The 18,866-nt window shown below is 60.6% G+C and carries 16 protein-coding genes; 8 read left to right on the top strand and 8 right to left on the bottom strand.

Annotated elements, in window-relative coordinates:
* The first annotated feature begins 32 nt into the window (after nt 1-32).
* From I6L41_RS05210 to I6L41_RS05195, 4 genes are read left to right on the top strand one after another with little or no spacing between them, the layout of a single operon-like run.
* A complete protein-coding gene (locus I6L41_RS05210; protein WP_216962431.1) occupies nt 33-788 on the top strand; it encodes an acyltransferase in 756 nt (251 codons plus the stop codon).
* Nucleotides 785-1,984: a glycosyltransferase gene (locus I6L41_RS05205; protein WP_216962428.1), complete on the top strand. Its 1,200-nt coding sequence runs from the start codon at nt 785-787 to the stop codon at nt 1,982-1,984. The genes I6L41_RS05210 and I6L41_RS05205 overlap by 4 nt, the downstream gene beginning before the upstream one ends.
* The gene (locus I6L41_RS05200) at nt 1,981-4,521 is read left to right on the top strand and encodes a hypothetical protein (protein ID WP_216962425.1); all 2,541 of its coding nucleotides are present in this window, start codon (nt 1,981-1,983) and stop codon (nt 4,519-4,521) included. Before I6L41_RS05205 ends, I6L41_RS05200 begins: the two co-directional genes overlap by 4 nt.
* Nucleotides 4,522-4,532: 11 nt before the next feature.
* Entirely contained in the window at nt 4,533-5,009 is a 477-nt protein-coding gene (locus I6L41_RS05195; protein ID WP_216962422.1) for a hypothetical protein, read from the top strand.
* Here I6L41_RS05195 and I6L41_RS05190 read toward each other — a convergent pair.
* Together I6L41_RS05190 and I6L41_RS05185 are read right to left on the bottom strand one after the other, a co-directional pair.
* Nucleotides 4,987-5,433, bottom strand: a complete 447-nt coding sequence (locus I6L41_RS05190; protein ID WP_216962420.1) for a hypothetical protein — start codon at nt 5,431-5,433, stop codon at nt 4,987-4,989. The genes I6L41_RS05195 and I6L41_RS05190 overlap by 23 nt on opposite strands.
* Complete coding sequence (locus tag I6L41_RS05185; RefSeq protein WP_100645977.1) at nt 5,420-6,187, bottom strand: hypothetical protein; 768 nt, start codon at nt 6,185-6,187, stop codon at nt 5,420-5,422. Before I6L41_RS05185 ends, I6L41_RS05190 begins: the two co-directional genes overlap by 14 nt.
* Before the next feature lie 167 nt (nt 6,188-6,354).
* Between I6L41_RS05185 and I6L41_RS05180 the strand changes: the two genes are divergently transcribed.
* On the top strand, nt 6,355-7,200 hold the full coding sequence (locus I6L41_RS05180) for a DUF1194 domain-containing protein (RefSeq protein ID WP_216962418.1): 846 nt from the start codon (nt 6,355-6,357) through the stop codon (nt 7,198-7,200).
* Nucleotides 7,201-7,578: 378 nt separating this feature from the next.
* Here the strand turns inward: I6L41_RS05180 and I6L41_RS05175 are convergent, their stop codons facing one another.
* Both I6L41_RS05175 and I6L41_RS05170 read right to left on the bottom strand, forming a co-directional pair.
* Entirely contained in the window at nt 7,579-8,238 is a 660-nt protein-coding gene (locus I6L41_RS05175; RefSeq protein WP_201987842.1) for a hypothetical protein, read from the bottom strand.
* A gap of 392 nt (nt 8,239-8,630) precedes the next feature.
* Entirely contained in the window at nt 8,631-10,046 is a 1,416-nt protein-coding gene (locus I6L41_RS05170; protein ID WP_043819760.1) for a GNVR domain-containing protein, read from the bottom strand.
* 157 nt (nt 10,047-10,203) lie between these two features.
* On the opposite strand from I6L41_RS05170, the gene I6L41_RS05165 reads away from it, so the two are divergent.
* From I6L41_RS05165 to I6L41_RS05155, 3 genes are read left to right on the top strand one after another with little or no spacing between them, the layout of a single operon-like run.
* Nucleotides 10,204-11,355, top strand: a complete 1,152-nt coding sequence (locus I6L41_RS05165; protein WP_216962416.1) for a glycosyltransferase — start codon at nt 10,204-10,206, stop codon at nt 11,353-11,355.
* Between the two features lie 31 nt (nt 11,356-11,386).
* The gene (locus I6L41_RS05160) at nt 11,387-12,580 is read left to right on the top strand and encodes a glycosyltransferase family 2 protein (protein WP_042083499.1); all 1,194 of its coding nucleotides are present in this window, start codon (nt 11,387-11,389) and stop codon (nt 12,578-12,580) included.
* The gene (locus tag I6L41_RS05155; RefSeq protein WP_005333398.1) at nt 12,577-13,212 is read left to right on the top strand and encodes a sugar transferase; all 636 of its coding nucleotides are present in this window, start codon (nt 12,577-12,579) and stop codon (nt 13,210-13,212) included. Before I6L41_RS05160 ends, I6L41_RS05155 begins: the two co-directional genes overlap by 4 nt.
* A gap of 282 nt (nt 13,213-13,494) precedes the next feature.
* On the opposite strand, the gene I6L41_RS05150 is transcribed toward I6L41_RS05155, so the two are convergent.
* From I6L41_RS05150 to I6L41_RS05135, 4 genes are all read right to left on the bottom strand, one after another.
* On the bottom strand, nt 13,495-14,496 hold the full coding sequence (locus tag I6L41_RS05150; protein WP_120414140.1) for a glycosyltransferase family 4 protein: 1,002 nt from the start codon (nt 14,494-14,496) through the stop codon (nt 13,495-13,497).
* Nucleotides 14,497-14,576: 80 nt separating this feature from the next.
* A complete protein-coding gene (locus I6L41_RS05145; protein ID WP_216962414.1) occupies nt 14,577-16,067 on the bottom strand; it encodes a SpoIIE family protein phosphatase in 1,491 nt (496 codons plus the stop codon).
* A 23-nt stretch (nt 16,068-16,090) separates the two neighbouring features.
* Entirely contained in the window at nt 16,091-16,759 is a 669-nt protein-coding gene (locus I6L41_RS05140; protein WP_216962412.1) for a capsular biosynthesis protein, read from the bottom strand.
* Nucleotide 16,760: 1 nt separating this feature from the next.
* The gene (locus I6L41_RS05135) at nt 16,761-18,866 is read right to left on the bottom strand and encodes an SLBB domain-containing protein (protein ID WP_005351417.1); all 2,106 of its coding nucleotides are present in this window, start codon (nt 18,864-18,866) and stop codon (nt 16,761-16,763) included.

The raw sequence follows: 18,866 nt of genomic DNA, 5'->3' as shown, positions 1-18,866 counted from the left end.
AGCAACGGACTGCACCAGAGGGAGAGGTCGCCATGAACACCATCAACCTGCACCGGATGAAAAGCTGGGCCAAACAGGGAGAGACGCCACTGGCTCGCCGGGTATGGCGTCTGGCCAAAAGTGCCCGCCACTGGTCATTCCCCGTGATCCCTCCCCTGCATCGGCTGCTTTATCGGCTCTACCTGCTGGGCACCAACGCGCTGGCGACCCTGACCCGCACCCTCTGGTGGACCCCCTTGTTTCAATCTCGCCTCACGGCCCCCGCCCCGCGCCTCTATCTCTATGGCGGCATCCCCTATATCAGCGGTCCGGTCACCATCGAAATTGGTGCCGACTGCCGCCTCAGTGCCGCCATGACCATCAGCGGCCGCGCATCGAGCCAGACACCAAGGCTGGTCATTGGCCGCAATGTCGGCATTGGCTGGCAGACCACCCTGGCGGTGGGTAGCAAGATAGTGCTGGGGGATAACGTCCGGATTGCAGGGCGTGCCTTTCTGGCGGGCTACCCGGGGCACCCGGTCAACGCCCGCGATCGCGCCCGGGGCCTGCCGGATCGCGATGAACAGGTGGGGGCCATCGTGCTGGAGCAGGATGTCTGGCTCGGCACCGGGGTGATGGTGATGGCCGGTGTCACCATAGGCGCCGGTACCATTGTCGCCGCAGGCAGCGTCGTCACTCGGGATCTGCCCGCCGGTGTGCTGGCAGCGGGTGTACCGGCCACCGTACTGCGCCCGTTGCAGCCACAAGATCACAGCGACCTCGCACACGCTTCGGAGACCTTTGCATGAAACCACACTCACTGCCGCAACTGGTGGTATTGGGAGAGGATTGGGGCCAGCACCCCTCCAGCACCCAACACCTGATCAAGCGTCTGTTGCCCGATTATCAAGTGCTCTGGGTCAACTCCATCGGCATGCGTTGCCCCCGCTTTACCCTTCATGATCTCACCCGCATCGTCCGCAAACTGGGGGCCGTGCTGCGCGGCGCGCGCCATGCTGGCGGCCAGTCGGTTGCGCCAATCGACGCCAGCAGCCCCCGGGTTCTGCCGCCGCTCGCCTTGCCACTGCCCGGCAGTCGGCTGGCGGGCAAGATCAATGGCCACTGGCTAGCGGCGCAGATCCGGCGTCAGCTGCCCGAGCTGGATCGCCCCTTGCTCTGGATCTCCCTGCCCAGCGCCGTCGATCTGATTGGCAAGCTCGAAGAGCGGGCAGTAATCTACTACTGCGGCGATGACTTCTCGGCGCTGGCGGGGGTGGATCATCAGGCCATCGCTCACTGCGAAGCCCGACTGGTGGAAAAAGCGGATCTCATTCTGGCCGCCAGCCCCGCGTTGGCCAGCCGCTTTCCCCCTCATAAAACCCAGCTCCTCAGCCACGGCGTGGATCTCGAGCTGTTTATGCCCCCCAGAGAGCGTCCGGCGGATCTCCCCTCCGGCCGCCCCATTGCCGGATTTTACGGCAGCCTGAGCGACTGGATTGATATCCCTCTGCTGGCAGAGACGGCCGCCGCCCTGCCACACTGGGATCTGGTGCTGATTGGCCCGGTCCAGACCGATATCTCCCCCCTCAAGGGGCTCCCCAATATCCATCTGCTGGGGCCCCGTCCCCATCACACGCTGGCGGCCTATGCCCAGCACTGGCAGGTGAGTCTGCTGCCCTTTGTCGACAACGCCCAGATCCGTGCCTGCAATCCATTGAAATTGCGCGAATATCTGGCCGCAGGGCGACCCATCGTCAGCACCGATTTTCCGGCCCTCGATGGCTATCGGGATCAGATCCAGCTCCCCCGCAGTGGGGAGAGCTTGGCCCAGGCCATCAATCGGGCCGCCTTTGATCAACCCAATCCGGGCTGGTTTCAGGAGAGTGGCTGGGAGGGGCTCACCCGCAGCGAAGGGCGCCACACTCGCCAGCAGCAGGTGGCCCTGCAAAGCTGGGATCACAAGGCTGCCGAGCTGAACAACTGGCTAAAGGGGCTGGCCGGATGAGCAGAGGGCTCTGGCTGGTTATCCTGCTCTGCTGCCATGCAGCAATGGCCGCCACCCGGCTGGAGGGGCAGACCCCGCTGCCCCTAACCAGTAACCAGACACCCCAGCGGCTCGATCTGAGCCCCCACAACTGGCCAATAGGCAGCGATGATGAACTGGTGATCGAGGGCCATAACCCCAGCGCCCACCCGCAAACCCTGATCCTGCGTATCGACGACGAGGCCTCGGTCAACTACCGCAGCCGGGTCAATCTGGAGCGGATTGTCGCACCCGGCCCCTTCACCCAGCGCTTTGCCTTAAGCGAGTGGCGCACCAGCCAACCCAGAGCGCTGGCGTTGGACAAACTCACCAAGCTCTATCTCTTTATGGCCGATAACGCCCCCTCCATGACCATTCACCGCTGGTACTGGGTGCCCGGTCTGACCCTGCCTAAGGGCACCATTGCGCTGGATCTGGGGGCCTCCACCGCCCCCCGCTTTACCGGCTTTGAGCCCCTGAGCCCGGGGGATCCCCGGCTGATTGGCCATCCCACCCCCATCTTGCGCCCCTCCGGCGATGCCCTTGTGCGCGATGGGCTGCGCAATCTGGATGGCGTACGGCTGGAGGTCGCCAAGGGGCGCTACCAGCTCACCCTCTGGCTGGATGACCCAGGTGAATGGGAGTACCTGCCCCACCCCTTCGAGCGCAGCGTGCTGGTCAATGGCGAGCCCATCTGGGCCGAACAGTGGCAACCACAGGAGTGGCTCACGCAGCGCTATCTGGCGGGACAATCCCGCGAGGCACTGCCAAATCCGGATCCCTGGCAGCTGTTCGGGGCGCGTCAAGGCGGCCCGGTCCATGTCACCCTGAACCACCCCGGCGGCCCGCTCACTATCACACTGGTGGGCCACTCACCGGATGCCAAATACCTGGCGGGGCTGCTGCTTGCCCCCTATCCGGCCTCCACCAGCAAAGAGGCTCTCCCGAATAGTGGAAAAGATCTCGCCGTATTGGCCGACGCTACCGCCATCGTGCTGACCAAGCAGCGCCAGCTGTTTTTGGAAAAGTGGACTCTGGCCCCCTATTCCCCAACCCCAGCCCCAGCTGCACAGCAACTGAGCCTCACGCCGATTACGGATGCCGCCCCAACCCTGCAGATCGCCCCGCTATCTGCGGCCGATGCGTTGAAGCAGGCTTCACAACCCGTGCTGGCCGCCCGTGGCAGCCAGCTGCTGCTGGAGTTTGCCATCCACGCCGCCACCGACGATCCGGCCCCCTTGCTGGTGATCCACCCCCCCGAGCAGGCAGGATCGCCGCTGGCGCTGACCCCCTATTACGGCAAGTGGCATCTGGTTCGCCCGCAGGCGAGTGGCACCCTGTTGGCCCCCTCGGATCAGGAGTTGGTCGAGGGGGTCGCCGGGCTCACCCTGCTGGCAGACGTGCCACGGCGTCTGGTGCTGCAGATCACCGTCCCACGCGATGCGCCGGCGGGGCGCTATCTCGGCAATATTCAGCTGCTGAGCCAGCAGCAACTGGTGCAGCTGCCATTGACTATCGAGGTGCTGCCGCTGACCCTGCCCGCGGCCAGCAAGCCGGTCGGCATCTATGTCGAAGCGCCCCCCTATCTGAATTGGCTAAGCCCCGACCCCGAGGCGCTAAAAGAGCAGATCGCTGTGGCCAGTCGCTGCGATCTGCAGCGGCTCGCCAAGCTCGGGATCAGCGGCCTCTCGCCCGCCCTGCCACAGGATGAAGCGGGGATGCGGGAGATCATGGGAGAAGCAGCCGGGCTCGGCTTTGTGCCGCCCCTGCTGGCCTATACCCCGCTCAAACGCTGGGGGGGCGACCCTGCCAGCCAGCTCGAACAGTGGCAGGCGCGGCAACAGGGGCTGACCGCCAGCGGCTTGCCCCCGCTGGCATGGAGCCTGTTTGATGAGCCGGATCTCGCCACCCTGCCCACCATCACCACCCTGGCGCGGGAGATGAAACGGCGGGATCCGGCGGTGATCCGCGCAGGCCACTTCAACCACCCGGGTCAGGTTGGTCTGCTGGCAGAGGTGGAGATTGCCCTGATCAACGCAGGTTTTGGCGCCGACAAGGCCGATGTGGCGCGGGTGCGCCAACACAAGGTCACCCCCTGGTTTTACAATCTGGGCACCCCGAGAGCCGCCGGGTTCTATCTGTGGCAAAGCGGCGCCGAGGGCTATTTACAGTGGCATGGCCGCATGCCCACCGCCCTGCCTTATGACCCCACCGACGGGCGGGAGAGCGACTTTATGCTGCTCGGCCCGCAAGCCTGCGAGGCGCACCGCCTCTCCCACGATCTGTTGCTGTTGCAGCAAGCCATCGAAGATCTGCGCTGGCTCGCCTGGCTGGAGCAGGAGGCCCGCTATCAAGTAGAGGCCGCCCTGCTGCTGGAGCGCCTGCGGGATCAGCTGCCGACCCGCTGGCAGGTGGCAGAGCAACTGCCCTCTGCCGCCTGGATCCAGTGGCGCCGCGAGATTGAACAACTGGCCAAGGGATTGAAAACATTGCAAACTGGTGCCAACTCATCCTCCTGAAGTGACTGCGTATGGCCAACCAGATTCCCCGCTCCACAGCAAAAGACAGCGCCCTGCGCCACCTGTTGCCCCTGATGCTGCCGCTGCTGATCCTCACCGGTTGCGCCCGTCAGGAGCCGGTCAATGAGACCCTGCCGATCCTCAACCAGTTGCGGGAACAGCAGCTGGCCGAACAGCCCCAGCTGCAACTGCAGTACCAGCAAGCGGAGACACAACTGCCAGCGGATCAGGAGCAGCAGCTGCATCAGTTTTTAGGACGCAAGGATCCGGCCCGAATTGCGCTGGTAAGCGGCCCCGGGCTGCAAACCGACATGCTGGAGAGTGCGCGGATAGCGAGCGTGCGGCTAACCGCACTCACCCGCTTGCTGGGCTCTCGCGCCATTGAGCTGGAGCCCCGCTATGACCCCATGCTGGCCCCCAATACCTTGCTGATCCGCATTCTGCCAAACGGTGAACCGGGGTCGGTCACCCCAGCGGCGGCGCAATAAGGTCAATGCAAGAAGTCGGCAAGGCCACCCGATAGAGGGGATAAGGGGCCAGCCCCCACAATTTGCGCCAACCCTGGGTCAGACGGTAAGAGAGCAGCGGCGGGCTCTGGTGCAGCTCGCCTAAAAACATCACCCCTTGGCTCATCCCTTCACCCGCCAGCGTCACTGACATCGCCTCGCTATCCGGCGCCACCAGCATGGCCTGCAGCAGACCATCACAGCGGGGATGGGCCAGCTGATAGCTGACATAGGTGCCGCCCAATACCGGCGTAGCCACCCGCAAGCGCCAGCCCATCTGGACCAGCTCCAGGAGCATGGGCTTGGCCCCCTCGTTAACTGCCCGGTTCTGATAACGCCAGCCCATGGCGGCAGCACTGAACAGCGCCACCAGCAACAGCAACAGATATCCCCTAGATAGATGCATCACGGCGTCCCCGGATAAAGAGGATGGTCATCACCAACAACATGATGGCCCACTGGTAGAGCTGGGCCAGCGAGCCGGTATGGAGCCAGCCATACCAGCGCAGATCCAGGCTCATCAGCACCAACCGCAGCTGATTGGCCCCGATATAGAGCAGGCAAACCAGCAGCAACATGGGCCACTGCCGGTAGAGAGGTCGATCCGGCGCCAGCCAGCAGCAGGAGACCAGCCAGGAGAGCACCACCAGATAGAGTTGAGAAAACGAGGAGCACCCCTTGAGCACAATCAGGGCATGGCCCCCCAACCGCTCGATGCGATTGCCATCAAGGCGAGTCTCCCAGCCAAGCAGCTGCAACCACTGGCCCACCCCCCAGGCATCGAGCGCCAGCACAGGGCCGGAGAGCAGGGCAAACACCTGCTGCCCCCACAACACCGCCACGGTAAAGGCGAGCACAATCTGCAACACCGCCCGCTCATCGCCACTCTGATGACGGCGCCATAGCGAGGCCACCAACAGCAGACAGGCCAGCGCCTTGCAACTGGCGCTGGGGATCAGGATCAGCAGGATAAAGAGGGCGAGCGCCAGTGGATGCGGACGCCAGCTCGGTGCAACCCGCGATGCAATTTGCCACCAGATAGCAATCAGCAACACCACCAGCAGGTTGAAGTGGCCCATATTGAGCCACACCATGCCCCACTGATTGGCCAAACCAAGTAGCAGCCAGTTGGGTGCCCACTGCCAGGGACGGATCTCCATCGCAACTCCTGCCGGTTATCAGCGCTTTTGACCGCTGTCGCCAGTTCTCGCAAGTTCCATGCCTGACCGGCCTCACCCGGATCAAGCCAAGTCAGAGGATGCAACAAAGCTGGCACGCTTTATTCATTCCCTCTGCTGGCACTAGCGCCAGGGAGAAGGAGTGAGCAATGAAACTCAAACCGTTGGCAGGGCTGCTGGGGATGTTGTTGGTAACCTCCCCCGCATACGCCTTGACCGAAGTCGATACCGAACTGCAACTGCTGATGGATGTGTCGGGCAGCGTCAGTTCATCGGAATTCAATCTGCAATTACAGGGGTATGTGGACGCCTTTTACAGTCAGGATGTACAAAGCGCCATCCTCGACACCAGTGGCGGCAAACTCGGCTCCATCGCCGTACAGATGATCATGTGGAGCAGCAGCAACCAGCAAAGTCTGATGACCGACTGGTTCCACCTCTACGACATGACCTCCATCAACAACTTCGCCGCCACCCTGGATGCCCTGGTACGCCCCTATGCGGGGATGACGGCCCCCGGTTCGGCCATGGCCTTTGGTGCCCAACAGTTTGATACCAACAACTACACCGCCGCCCGCCAGGTGATGGATGTGTCGGGTGACGGGATCCAGAACAACGGGCTGGATACCTCTACCGTGCGGGATCAACTGCTCGCCTCCGGCATCGACACCATCAACGGCATCACCATAGGTCAGGACTATGCCGATGGGGTGCTGCAAGAGTGGTATGTGGAGAACGTGGCGGGCGGTCAGGATGCGTTTGTGATCAATGCCACCACCTTTGCCGACTTTGGCAATGCGCTGGAGCTCAAACTGGCGGCCGAAATTGAGGGGGGCATTATTCCGGAAGGTGCACTGGCCGCCCCCATCGAGGAGATCCCGCTGGCCGCCCAGCTGCTGCTCGGTATGCCACTACTGCTGGCCTGGCGCTATCAACGCCGTAATCAGGGACGCCAGCAGCCCGCCAACGGGCAACTGGCACCCGCCATCGGCTGATTTATCACCCCGTGTGTCGCGATTAGGGAGCTATTGCTCCCTGATTTATTTTACCATTACATGCCTTCTGACGATTTATATTTCTGAGCAACTTATTTCCTAGAGGCGTAGGTTCGATTAGCGAAGCGTAATCGGACGTTCGCGGCCTTTCTGTAATATATTTATTTAACTCGCTCCCATCTTGCCACGTCTCCCCCCAAAAAAATCACTTTCGACTGGCACCGGTCAGGACGTACTTGCCATATGAGCGGCGAGCGTCACCGCGAGCGCCCGATTACGCCTACCGGGGATAATTGAACCTACGACTTGAACAAAGCGTGAGCTCAGCCAAGCTATTTACCCCTTCACGTGCTTGTCATATGTTTTTATTTCCTTTCACTAAATAATATTAGCTTGTTGCTGTAATTTTCTAACATAACTATTTAAAGATTCTTTGAACTTAGGAATGGTTTCAGCTACAAAGTCCCAGTTAAAACTAAGCAAGGCACTACTCCAACCAACATGAGATATAAGCCCATTTTCATCAGATTTTTTATCACCATGTTTTACATAGAAATTTTGTTGATCAAAGTGTGCTCCCTGCTGGTTACGATATGCTTTAGCTTGCTCAATAAACTGGTAAAAGCTTTCTCGTACATCTCCCGCAAATGCATCTGCAATCACATTATCGACAATAGGTTCCCAAAATGATTTCTTATTACCAGAAATAACACCAACCTTCCCATAACCATCGTTAAAAATAGTACAGAACTTAATTATTATTTCTTCGGTTATTAATTCGCCAATCAGGTGAATGTCATGAATATCTGGAAATAGAGAACCATGCTTATCTTCAAAGTTATCTAACTCAGCACCTTCCAGACGTAAGCCAATTTTTAACCTTGCACGCTCTTCATCATACAATAGGGTAATGTTCTGTGGTCTTCCAGAGTTACAGAAACGGTCAACCCTTAGTTTCAGTGCTAAAAGATCACTAATTCTATTAAGTGCTACTTGCCATAAATATAACCTTCCGAGGGTTTCCTTCTCACTCGACACTATATTAACCCCTAACATACATGATAAGTTTTAAATGAAATAAAATAAGGAATATAGTAATTACACGACAGAAACCATTAACGCATTGTTAACGCATCTCATATAAACTAGCCATATAACTCGTCATCCAAACCAATAAAATCGTTTTAAAGTAGCTGTATTACTAACCTGCCCTCAGCTTATAAGTAAATTATTAATAGCATTGAGCGGCTCCACTTTTAACATTAGGTAAAACTACAGTCAAGAAACGGAAATAGAAAATGCAGCTTCTATCCTCTTCTAGAGGTTTACCGCAATTTTTACTCCGCCATCTGTACGATATAAAAAAGGCCTTATCACAAGGCCTTTTCAGAAATATCCAGATTCAGGCTGGCAGCCCGCTTTTACGGCAATCAACCCGGCTCCGGTGACATGGGCAGCACCTGCCCATCGAGCGCCTGATCACTGTGGGATGGATAGTCCGGCACCGGCTCGCAGTAGGGAATGCGGCTTAGCACCGGTGCCTTGACCAGGGCGGCCAGTTGATCGGAGCGGCGCAGGCTGGCATCCGCCAATTCGGCCACCAGCGCCAGACCGCAGCCGAGCCCCAGTCCGCCAACAATGCCCGCCAGCAGAAACAGCCAGAGCGGGTAGTTGCTCGGCTTGCTGGGGGCGAAGGGTTTGTCGATCACCTTGATCCGCTCCCCCTGCTCGAAGTTGCCCAGATCGCCGGTCACCTTGGCCTTCTCATAGCGCAGCAGCAAATCCTGATAGAGGGTGCGTTTGACCGCCAGATCCCGCTCCAGCTCGGCGAGTTGGCGCTCGGTATCCCCCTGGGAGTCGACCACCTTGTCCAGCCCATCGAGCTGGCTCTTCAGGCCGGCGGCGTTTTGCTCCGCCTCCGTCAGCTGCGTCTGGGCCAACTGCCACTCGGGCCCGCGGGCCATATCCGGTTGAGATTTGAGCTGCTCAAACTCCTGCTGCAACTGGTCAATCTGATAGCGCAGGCTCTGAACCTTGCTGTGCTCGTCGCTGTAGCGGGCCCGCAGCAACACCAGCTCGGTACGCATCAGCTGCAGCTTCTCATCCAGTTGGCGGGCCAGCTGGCTCTCTTGCCCTAGCGATAGCTGATCGACCCGTGCCTTGGCCTGCTGCAGGGTGATCAGGCTCTCGGCATAACGCTCCTGCAAGCCATAGAGACGGGCGACGTTGGTACTCTGCTGCTGGGGCAAGGCGCTGGCATGCTCCCGTTTAAAATCGGCGAGCAGCTGCTCGGCCGCTTGCAGTTCGCTGCGGCGGCTGTCGAGCTGGCTTTGCAGGAAACGTTCGGACGATTCCGCCGACTGGCGCCCCTTGCTGAGCAGGTTGAAGAAAAAGCGCCGCGAAATGGCTTCGAGCAAACCGGCGCTGTTGGCCGCCGAATCCGCCTTGACCTTTATCTCGATCACCTCATCGCCAATCAGCCGCAGCGAGACGGCACTCGAGAGCCAGTCCATGATGGCATCGCGCTGAGCTGGCGGGGTCTCGTCATTGACCAGGCCACGATCCCGCGCCACCCCGTCCAGCACATAACGGCTGCGCAGCAGGGCTTCGAGCACCGCAAAGCGATCCTTGAGACTCTCCTGAGTGATCAGATCCTTGAGGGTCGGGGTCTGGTTGGCATCTTGCGGCACCATAAAGGTGGTGCGGCTCTCATACTCCTTGGGGGTGAGCAGACCGACCGTCACGCCCACCAGCGGCATCACTAGTACCGGGATAACCAGCAGATAGCGACGGCGCCAGGCGGCAAAGAGAATGATGTAGAGGTTGTAATAGAACTGGACAGGCATGGCATCACTCCCTGAGAAAAACCCTCCCCCCGCACGATGCAAGGGCAGTGCCACCAGAGGTGCTGATCGCCTCTGTGGGCAGATCGCAAGAGTGGTACAAGATTCGCATTCTCCCGCTATCCGGGGTGTCACCCCTTCCCTTGCCGGAGCGCGAACCATGTTGTCATCAACCCCGTCGCACAGACCCCATCCCCGTAGGAACGCCAGCGCCCAGCCCGTCGTGCAACCTGTTCTGCAACCTGTCGTACAAATCGTGCAGCACCTGCAGCCCGGCGGGCTGGAGACCATGGTGCTCAACCTCACGCAGGCGAGCCCTGCCGAGCAACCGGTGCATATCATCTCCCTCGAAGGGCGCAAAGGGGATGTGCTAAGAGCGTGGCCCGCCCTGCATCCCTTCGCAGGCAATATTCATTGCCTGGAAAAGCCCGCGGGCTGGTCGCTGGCAACCCTCTGGCGGCTCACCCGGCTGCTGCGCCAACTCAAGCCCGTCGCGGTACATACCCACCATCTGGGACCCATGCTCTATGGCGGGCTGGCCAGTCGGCTGGCCCGGGTGCCCACCCAGATCCACACAGAGCACGATGCCTGGTATCTCGATGATCCCCATCAGCGCACGCTGGCCCTGTGGGGGCTGCGCGCCTTCAAACCCATTCTGGTGGCCGATGCGACGCCGGTGGCCAACCAGCTGTTGGCCAAGCTGGGCCAGCTGTCGCCAACCGTGATCCCCAACGGCATCGATGAGCAGCGTTTTGCCCCTGGCGCCGCCGCCCTCGCCCGTCAGGAGATGGGATTGCCACAAGGGGTCAAGTTGATTGGCTGCGCCGCCCGCCTTGAGTCGGTCAAGGGTCACACCTTGCTGCTGGAGGCGATCCGCGCCCTGCCGCAGGAGGTGCATCTTGCGTTGGCAGGGGTCGGCAGTTTGCAAAATGCGTTGCAACAACAGTGTCAGCAGCTAGGGATCGCCCATCGGGTCCATTTTCTCGGGCTGGTCGAAAACATGCCGCGCTTCTATCAGGGGCTGGATCTCTTCTGCCTCCCCTCGCTGGCAGAGGGGATGCCGCTTTGCGTGCTGGAAGCACAGGCCTGCGGGGTACCTGTGGTGATGAGCGATGTGGGGGCGGCCAGAGAGATCGTCTGTCAGGCCAGCGGCCATATCCTGTCGGAGCGGGATCCCGGCCGCCTTGCCCAGCTTCTGGCACAAGGGTTGCTGCAGTGCCATAGCCTGCGTGCCGTCACCCGTGAGTTTGTGTGCCAGCAAAGCAGCTTGAGCCGGATGGCTCAGGCCTATCAGCAGCTTTACAGCCGCTGATCAAGCGACCCGATGACCAGAGGAGCATCCCATGGAATGGATCATGATCGTGTTCTGGCTGTGCGCTGTACTGGTGGTCTACCACCATGTCGGCTATCCCCTGCTGCTCAAATTCGGTGGTCGGCAGGCGCGCAAGGTAGCCAATCCGCCCCGCCCTCTGGATCGAGGGTTCAAAACAGAGGCCGCCGATGAGGCGCTGCCGACCATCACCCTGCTGATGCCGGTCTACAACGAGGCGGCAACCATCGCGGCCAAGCTGCAAAACCTCGCCAGCCTCGATTACCCCGCCGACAAGCTGTGGGTACATGTGCATTTCGACGGCTGCAGCGACAACAGTTACCCCATTGCGCTGAGCCAGCTCGGTGATCCCGCCCTGCAGCAGTTGCAGATCAGGCTGTTTGATCACCCCCGCAATCGCGGCAAGGTCGCCGTGCTCAACGAGGCCATGACCCGGGTGCACAGCGATCTGGTGGCCCTCACCGATGTCTCGGCCCTGCTGCCCATCGACAGCCTGCTGCTGGCGGTCGCCCATTTTGCCGATCCCAAGGTAGGGGTGGTCGGGGAAGCGTACCGCTTCTGGCAACCGGGCTCCCAGGGCGAGGAGAGTTACTGGCACTATCAAAGCCAGATCAAGCTCTGCGAATCGGCCCTTGGCGGCATGCTGGGTGCCCACGGGGCCTTTTACATGATGCGCCGGGAGTGCCTCACCCCGCTGGCCGCTGATACCATCAACGACGATTTCATCCTGCCGATGCAGGCCATCGCCAAGGGGTATCGGGCAGTCTATGACAATCGCTGCGCCGCACTGGAGCTGGAAGTTTCCAATGCCGCGCTGGAGGCGACACGGCGCAAGCGGATCGGGGCCGGCAACACCCAGCAGCTGCTGCGGTTACTGCCCCTGCTGCACCCCAAGTTCGGCTGGGTTGCCTTCAACTTTGCCAGTGGCAAGGGGCTGCGGGTGTTGATGCCGCTCTGCCTGACCCTGCTGTGGCTCTGCGCCATCCCGCTGGCCACCCAATCCCTGCTGTTTCAGCTGTTGCTGGGGCTGCAACTGCTGGGGTATCTGCTGGTCATCCTGATCCAGCTGACCCCTGTGCACCCCTGGCCCAATCTGTTTCGCAAGATCCACTATCTGGTACTCGGGCACTGGTACAACGGCATGGGCACCCTGCGCTACTGCCTGCGCGCCCCCATACGTTTCATGTCACAGGAGAAAGCCGTATGACACACCCCATTCCAAGATTGACCCTGGTGGTCAAACGCAGCATGGATCTGCTCGGTGCCACTCTTGGCCTGCTGCTGACGCTGCCGCTGTGGCCGCTGATCATGTTGGCCATCCGGCTTGATAGCCCGGGTCCGGTGTTCTTTCGTCAGCTGCGGATCGGGCGCAGCCACGCCACCCATACCGAGCTCTTTTTCATGATCAAGTTTCGCACCATGCGCGCCGACGCCGAGGCGGCCACCGGGCCGGTCTGGTGTGGCAAGGGGGACAGCCGGATCACTCGCAGCGGCGACTTTCTGCGCAAAACCCGGCTCGATGAGCTGCCGCAGTTTATCAATGTGCTCAAGGGGGAGATGTCGCTGATCGGCCCCCGCCCGGAGCGACCCGGGATCGCCAACCGGCTGGAAGATGCGGTGCCGTACTTTATCGAACGCACCTATGAAGTGGCCCCCGGCATTACCGGTCTGGCACAGGTCAATCAGGGTTACGACGAGTCGCTCGATGATGTGCGCAGCAAGCTGGCGTTCGATCTGGCCTACTCGGTTGCCCTGCTCCACCCCTGGCGCTGGCTGGTGCAGGATGTGCATATCATCGGCAAGACGATCGCCATCATGGTCGGCAAAAAGGGGCGCTAATCCCGCCAATCTCAGCCACACCTCGAGACCATCAGGCCATTGCCACTGCAATGGCCTTTTTTTATGGCGCATCGTTGTGGCACATCAAGGGTGATCACAGAGAAGTCAGCGATCTGATCGCCATCATCTGGCCCCATCCACAGGCCTGATGTCCGCTTGCCCCACCGCAGAAACCCAAGCGTTGCGTTATCACAGAAGCAATCCGCCCCCTGCAACCCTAACACCGGCACATAAAAAAACGAGTAGCCAGCGGCCACTCGTTTTGACAGGTTTCTCCGTGATTCAGGCGCCGTAGACGGCCAGAATATCGGTCACCCTGTTGTTGACGCTGTACCCGCGGGCGATGGTGTTGCGGGCCGCCTGACTCATTTTGCTGCGCACCACCCCATCGCTGCGCAGCCAGTAGTTGACCAGCTCCGCCATATCCCGCACATGACCAGGCTCTACCAACCAGCCATTGGATTTATGGTCGATCAGATTGACCAGCCCCCCCACCGCAAAGGTACAGACAGGTATGCCGTGAGCCATCGCCTCCAGGGCCACCAGCGGCAACCCTTCAAAGCGGGAAGTGATGCAGAGCAGGTCGATGTTGTGCCACTCATTGGCCATGTTCTGGAAACCATGAAGCTGGACGCGATCACCATACTGCTGCAACAAGCCGCTTTTCATGGGGCCATCCCCGTAGAGATGAAACGCCCCGTCCGGGCAGAAGGCAGCCAGCTGGCAGAACGCCTCCGGCCCCTTTTCCGGCGAGAGGCGGCCGACAAAGGCAATCCGGTTGCCAGTTACCGTAGCCGGCGTCGCAGGCATGGGGACAAAGTTGCTGATCACCGTGCTCGGCACAGGCAATTTGCGAGCGATGGGCTCACTTACTGCAATACACTTCGCAAAACGCGCTGTGGTGCGATCCAGCCAGCTGTAAAACTTCAGCAAACCCTCCCCGTCATCCCCACTGTGAAAAGTCGAGACCACCGATTTACCGGTGAACCAGGCCGTCAGTCGCCCCAGCACCCCGGCCTTGTAGCCGTGGGTATGGATCAGCACAGAAGCCGGCTGGCGGGCCAGACGGCGCATAAAATCGCGGCTGTTTTGGCACACCTCGTAGGGCAAGCCCTGTTGTTTGAGCAGGGTCGTAAAGGGGGTCATGCCATGGTTGCTCACCAGCACTATGGTGGGGCGAAATCCCCTGGCCAGCAGATCGTTGGCGAGATGGATAATGTGAACTTCAATTCCACCGACCTGACGTGCATCGATGGCCAGCCAGATCTGTTGCATGGGTAACATAAGGCCCTCCTCCCGTGGCTCCATGCCACCTGAAATGAGGCGCTGCATAGAGCGGGCCAGTCAGGCAAAGAGGGGCAGGATCAGGCGCCGGGACAGGCGACCAGCAAGAGGGACATGTCATCGAGGGCGGCATCATTGATGCGCTCATCAAACCAGCGGGCAATGCGATGAGCCAGTTGCTCAAGACCGGGCCCCGAGGTCAGGCAGATCTCTTTTAGCTGCGACTCCCAGCGCTGGCGCTCTGCGGCATCACGACTATCGAGCAGACCGTCGGTCCAGAACAGCAGGATCTCGCCGGGCTTGAGCTGACGCTCATTGGTCACGAAGTGGGGATCCGGGCGCAAACCGGGCAAGGGGCCGGTCACACCGACCTGACGGATGGTACCGGGCCCGACCAGCCAGGGCGCAGGGTGGCCCGCGCTGGCCCACTGCACCCGCCCCTCGTTGCCGAGCTCGATGCAGAGGGTGGTGAGCAGAGTAGCCCCGAGGAGCGGATCACTGTGAACCGCATTGGACAAGATGGTCAGCAAACGGGCGGGGGCGCGCTCCAGATCGTGCGCAGTCAGCAAGCCGCGCAGATAACCGGCATAGGCATGGGCGAAGAACTTGGCTTCCGCATCGTGGCCCATTACATCCCCGAGCCACAGCACCCGATCCTTGACCAGCAGAAAGTCCCCGCCCCCCACGGTGGCCGCGCGGGTTTGCAACGCCAGCTGGTATCCCCCTATGGAGGTGGCGGGCAATAACGGGCGCAGCGCCGAGGTCATGCGCTGATCCAGCTGTTCGCCCCATTGCGACTTGAGCTGCTCCGAGCGTTGCAGCACCCGCGAAACCGCCAGCAACAGGTCCTGCTTGGTGATGGGCTTGACCAGAAAGTCATCGATCCCCAGCGCCCCCGCCCGACTCTGGGTCCACTGATCCTGATGACCGGTCAGGAAGATAAAGGGCACCCCCTTCATCTTGGGATCCTTCATCAACTGCTGGCGCAGCCCAAAGCCATCGATCCCCTCCATCTCGATATCGGAGAGCACCAGCGCGGGGGGCTGCTTCCCGAGCGCCAGCAGGGCGGCATGGGAGTCGGCATAACTTTCAACCCGGTAGTGCTCATGAAGGTAGGCGGTGAGCAAGGCACGCATCACCTTGTCATCGTCGATCACCGCGAGCACCGGCAGTTGGTTGACCGGGCCCTGCTGGCGAAGGGTCACGCGATTGCGATCACCGTCACGAGAGAAGTGCACCTCGGCAAACAGTTGGTGCACCAGCGCCAGCCCGTACCCCCCTTCCTGCAGCTCATCGGGTAACGGCGCACTGGCAAGACCGGGTTGCGGGCCGCCATCATCCTCCAGTATCAGACTCAAACCCGTTTCATCCTCTTTCAGCGTGAGCCAGAGCCGGGTCGCGGGAGGAGCTGTGTGTTTGACGCTATTGGTGGCCAGCTCACTGAAACAGAGCAGCCAGTTGGCTTGATCCTTTGGGGAGACCTGAAACAGGGAGAGTCCCTGCGCCAGCCGGTTGCGCAGTTCGCGCACCGACTGCAGGGTTGCCGGAGCAGATCGCAACCAGTCATCCATAGCGGGCCTCCATCAGCGGGCGATCAGATCCGGAAATTGAGCAAGGCACTGCGCCGACACCAGCGCTTGAGCCATTCGGTCACCCGGTTACTGGGCAGCCGGTTGAGTTCGCGCAGGATCTCGCTGGCCAGCCCCGGGTTGAGCTTGTCGTTATAGACAGCGCCAACCAGATTGGCCTCGGCACGGGTCAGTTTATCCACCGCACTTTGTACCACTGTCGTCGGGGTCACCCCCGCCAGCACCACCAGCAGTGCCCCTTCACAGGCTCCACACACCTGATCGGCCGGAATATTACCCCGATTGAGGGCAGTGAGCGGCGAGGTATCGAAGATCACCACATCGTAATGTTCCAGCCAGCGAACCAGCAATTGGCGCAAGGTATCCTTATTGCGAAAGGCCATCAGATCCTTACCCGGCGCCGGGAGCAGCGACAACGACCGACCAGTGGCCACCGGCTCGGGCACATCATTGGGCCCCCAGGCAACCGCCGTGGCGCGGCTGGGATGATAGAGGTTGAGATCCACCAGCAGGGTGCGCAGCCCATCCGCTTCCGAGCGCCTTGCCAGCGCATCGCAGATGGAGCTCACCCCCTCTCCCCCTTCCGACGAGGTGACCGCCAGCGAGCGGATCCCCCGGGCGACCGTCGCCGCGTAGAGGGATTCGAGCTCCAGATATTGAATGGGGATGCTCATATCAAAGCGTCCCGACCAGGGCCACCACCGAGATCGTGGTCAGGATGTCGCGCATGCCATCCATGAAGATGGCCCAGTTGCTGCTTTTGCTATCAGGGATAAAGACGGTGTCCCCTGCACGCAGCACCGGCAACTGGCTAAAGTCGGGCTCTTTGGCAAAGCCGTCGAGATCGAAGCTGCGGGCCTGATCCCCCTGACCACTGGTAGCCATGTTGATCACCACAATCTTCTTGATATAGGCGCTGCTGGTCGGGCCCCCTGCCTCTGCCAGCAGATCCAGCAGGGTCATGGAGGAGTCAAAGCGGTAGCGACCGGGACGGGCAATCGCCCCCAACACCCGAATGGTGTTCTCCTTCGGCTCGTCGAGCCAGGGGCGATTCTTCTCCGGCAGATAGATGGAGTCGCCGGGCAGCACCTTGGGCAGCAAGGTTTCATCGCCGGTTTCAAAGTAGAGGGCAAGATCGAGCTTGCTAACCCGCGCCGTGCTGCCACTGCGATGGGCGATGCGCACATTGCGCAGATCCGCCGCCGCAGTCGGACCATCGGCGGCCGACAGGATGTCGATAAAGCCCATCTGCTCATTGAAGGCATAGCGACCGGGGGCCCCGACCTGACCGAAGATATAGATGGAGCTATCCGGTGACTGGCGCACCCACTGGGACTTGTTATCACTGGGATCGGTGGGCAGCTCGGGGATCATGATGGTGAATCCGGCCCGGATCTTTGGCAGGCTGGCGAGCGCCCCCCCCTGATGGAGAAACTTGTCGAGATCAAACAGGGTCGGCGTGGCCTGCCCCCCTTCGGCGGTCAGGATCTGCACCTTGGCGATATCGGCCCGCTCGTTGGGGCCACCGGCGTGGGCGATCAGATCCAGCAGCGACATTTCGTCAGACCATTCATAGCGACCCGGGATCCGCACCGCCCCCATCACCATCACCGCCCGCCCGGGTGCCACTTTCAACCAGGACTTCTCGTTGATATCGGTCTTTTCCGGCACAAAGATGGCATCACCGGGTTTGACTTGGGGCAGCGCCTTTTGCATCCCTTCGGTATAGGCCTGCAAGTCGATGGGTTCGATCGTGCCATCGGTGCGCAACAAACGGATCTGGCGACTCTCGGCATAACGGGTCGGGCCGCCGGCATTGGCCAGAATATCGAGGAAGGAGTCCCCTTCCCGCCCCTCATAGGCGCCGGGTTTAAACACCTCACCCATGATGTAGATGGTGCGCGCTCCCCGTTTTATCTGCTCTTCATCCTTGGGCACGAAGATGGTGGCACCCGGCGCCAGATTGGGCAGCAGCTTGTTGTTGCCGGAGTCAAGATAGGCTTTGAGATCGAACAGTTCGGGGGCATCACCATTGATCACCCGGATCCGCTCCACCCCGGCAAAACGGGTCACCCCACCGGCTCGCATCAGCAGATCCACGATGGAGTTGCCACTCTTGAAACTGAAGGCGCCGGGGCTGTTGACCTCGCCAAACACCTTGATCGCCTTGCCGGTATCGCCATCCCCACCTGCCGCCAGGGTTGCCGCATCAAAATCAATCTGCACGTTGCCGATCAAAGGGGATGCTGGCACGAACACCACATCAAGGGATTGCAATGGCGGCAACACGCTGGCATCGCCGGTATCGAGATAACGCTTGTAGTCGAAGCTAGAGACCGTACTGCCGCGCCGCACCTGCATGTTGTTGAGCTGGGCACCGGGCACCAGACCGCCAGCGGCATCGAGGGCCATCTGCACGTTGCCATCGGGCGCCAGATCATAACTGCCGGGTTTTTTGACATAGCCCATCACGCTGATCAGCAGCCGCTTTTCCAGCAAGGTGACGGTCAATTGAGAGAGGTTGTTGTAAACAGGTTTGAGGGCGGTGCGGATCAGCTCATCCGCCTGTTGCAGGGTCTTCCCCCCCACCACTAGGTTGCCGACTTCAGGCAGTGCAATCTCCCCCTGCTTGTTGATCTGGAAAGGCTGATCAAAAGCAGGCTCACCGGGTTGCACTATGGCCAACCGATCACCGGGAGCCAACAAGGTGGAGGCCAGTAACGGGCAGGTGAACAACAGCAAGAGAACACAGATCAATCCTTCGAGAGCGCCCCGTTTCAT

It is taken from the genome of Aeromonas sp. FDAARGOS 1411, from assembly GCF_019047125.1.
GTDB classification, from domain to species: Bacteria; Pseudomonadota; Gammaproteobacteria; order Enterobacterales; family Aeromonadaceae; genus Aeromonas; species Aeromonas veronii.
This window is presented reverse-complemented; position numbering and strand designations above follow the sequence as displayed.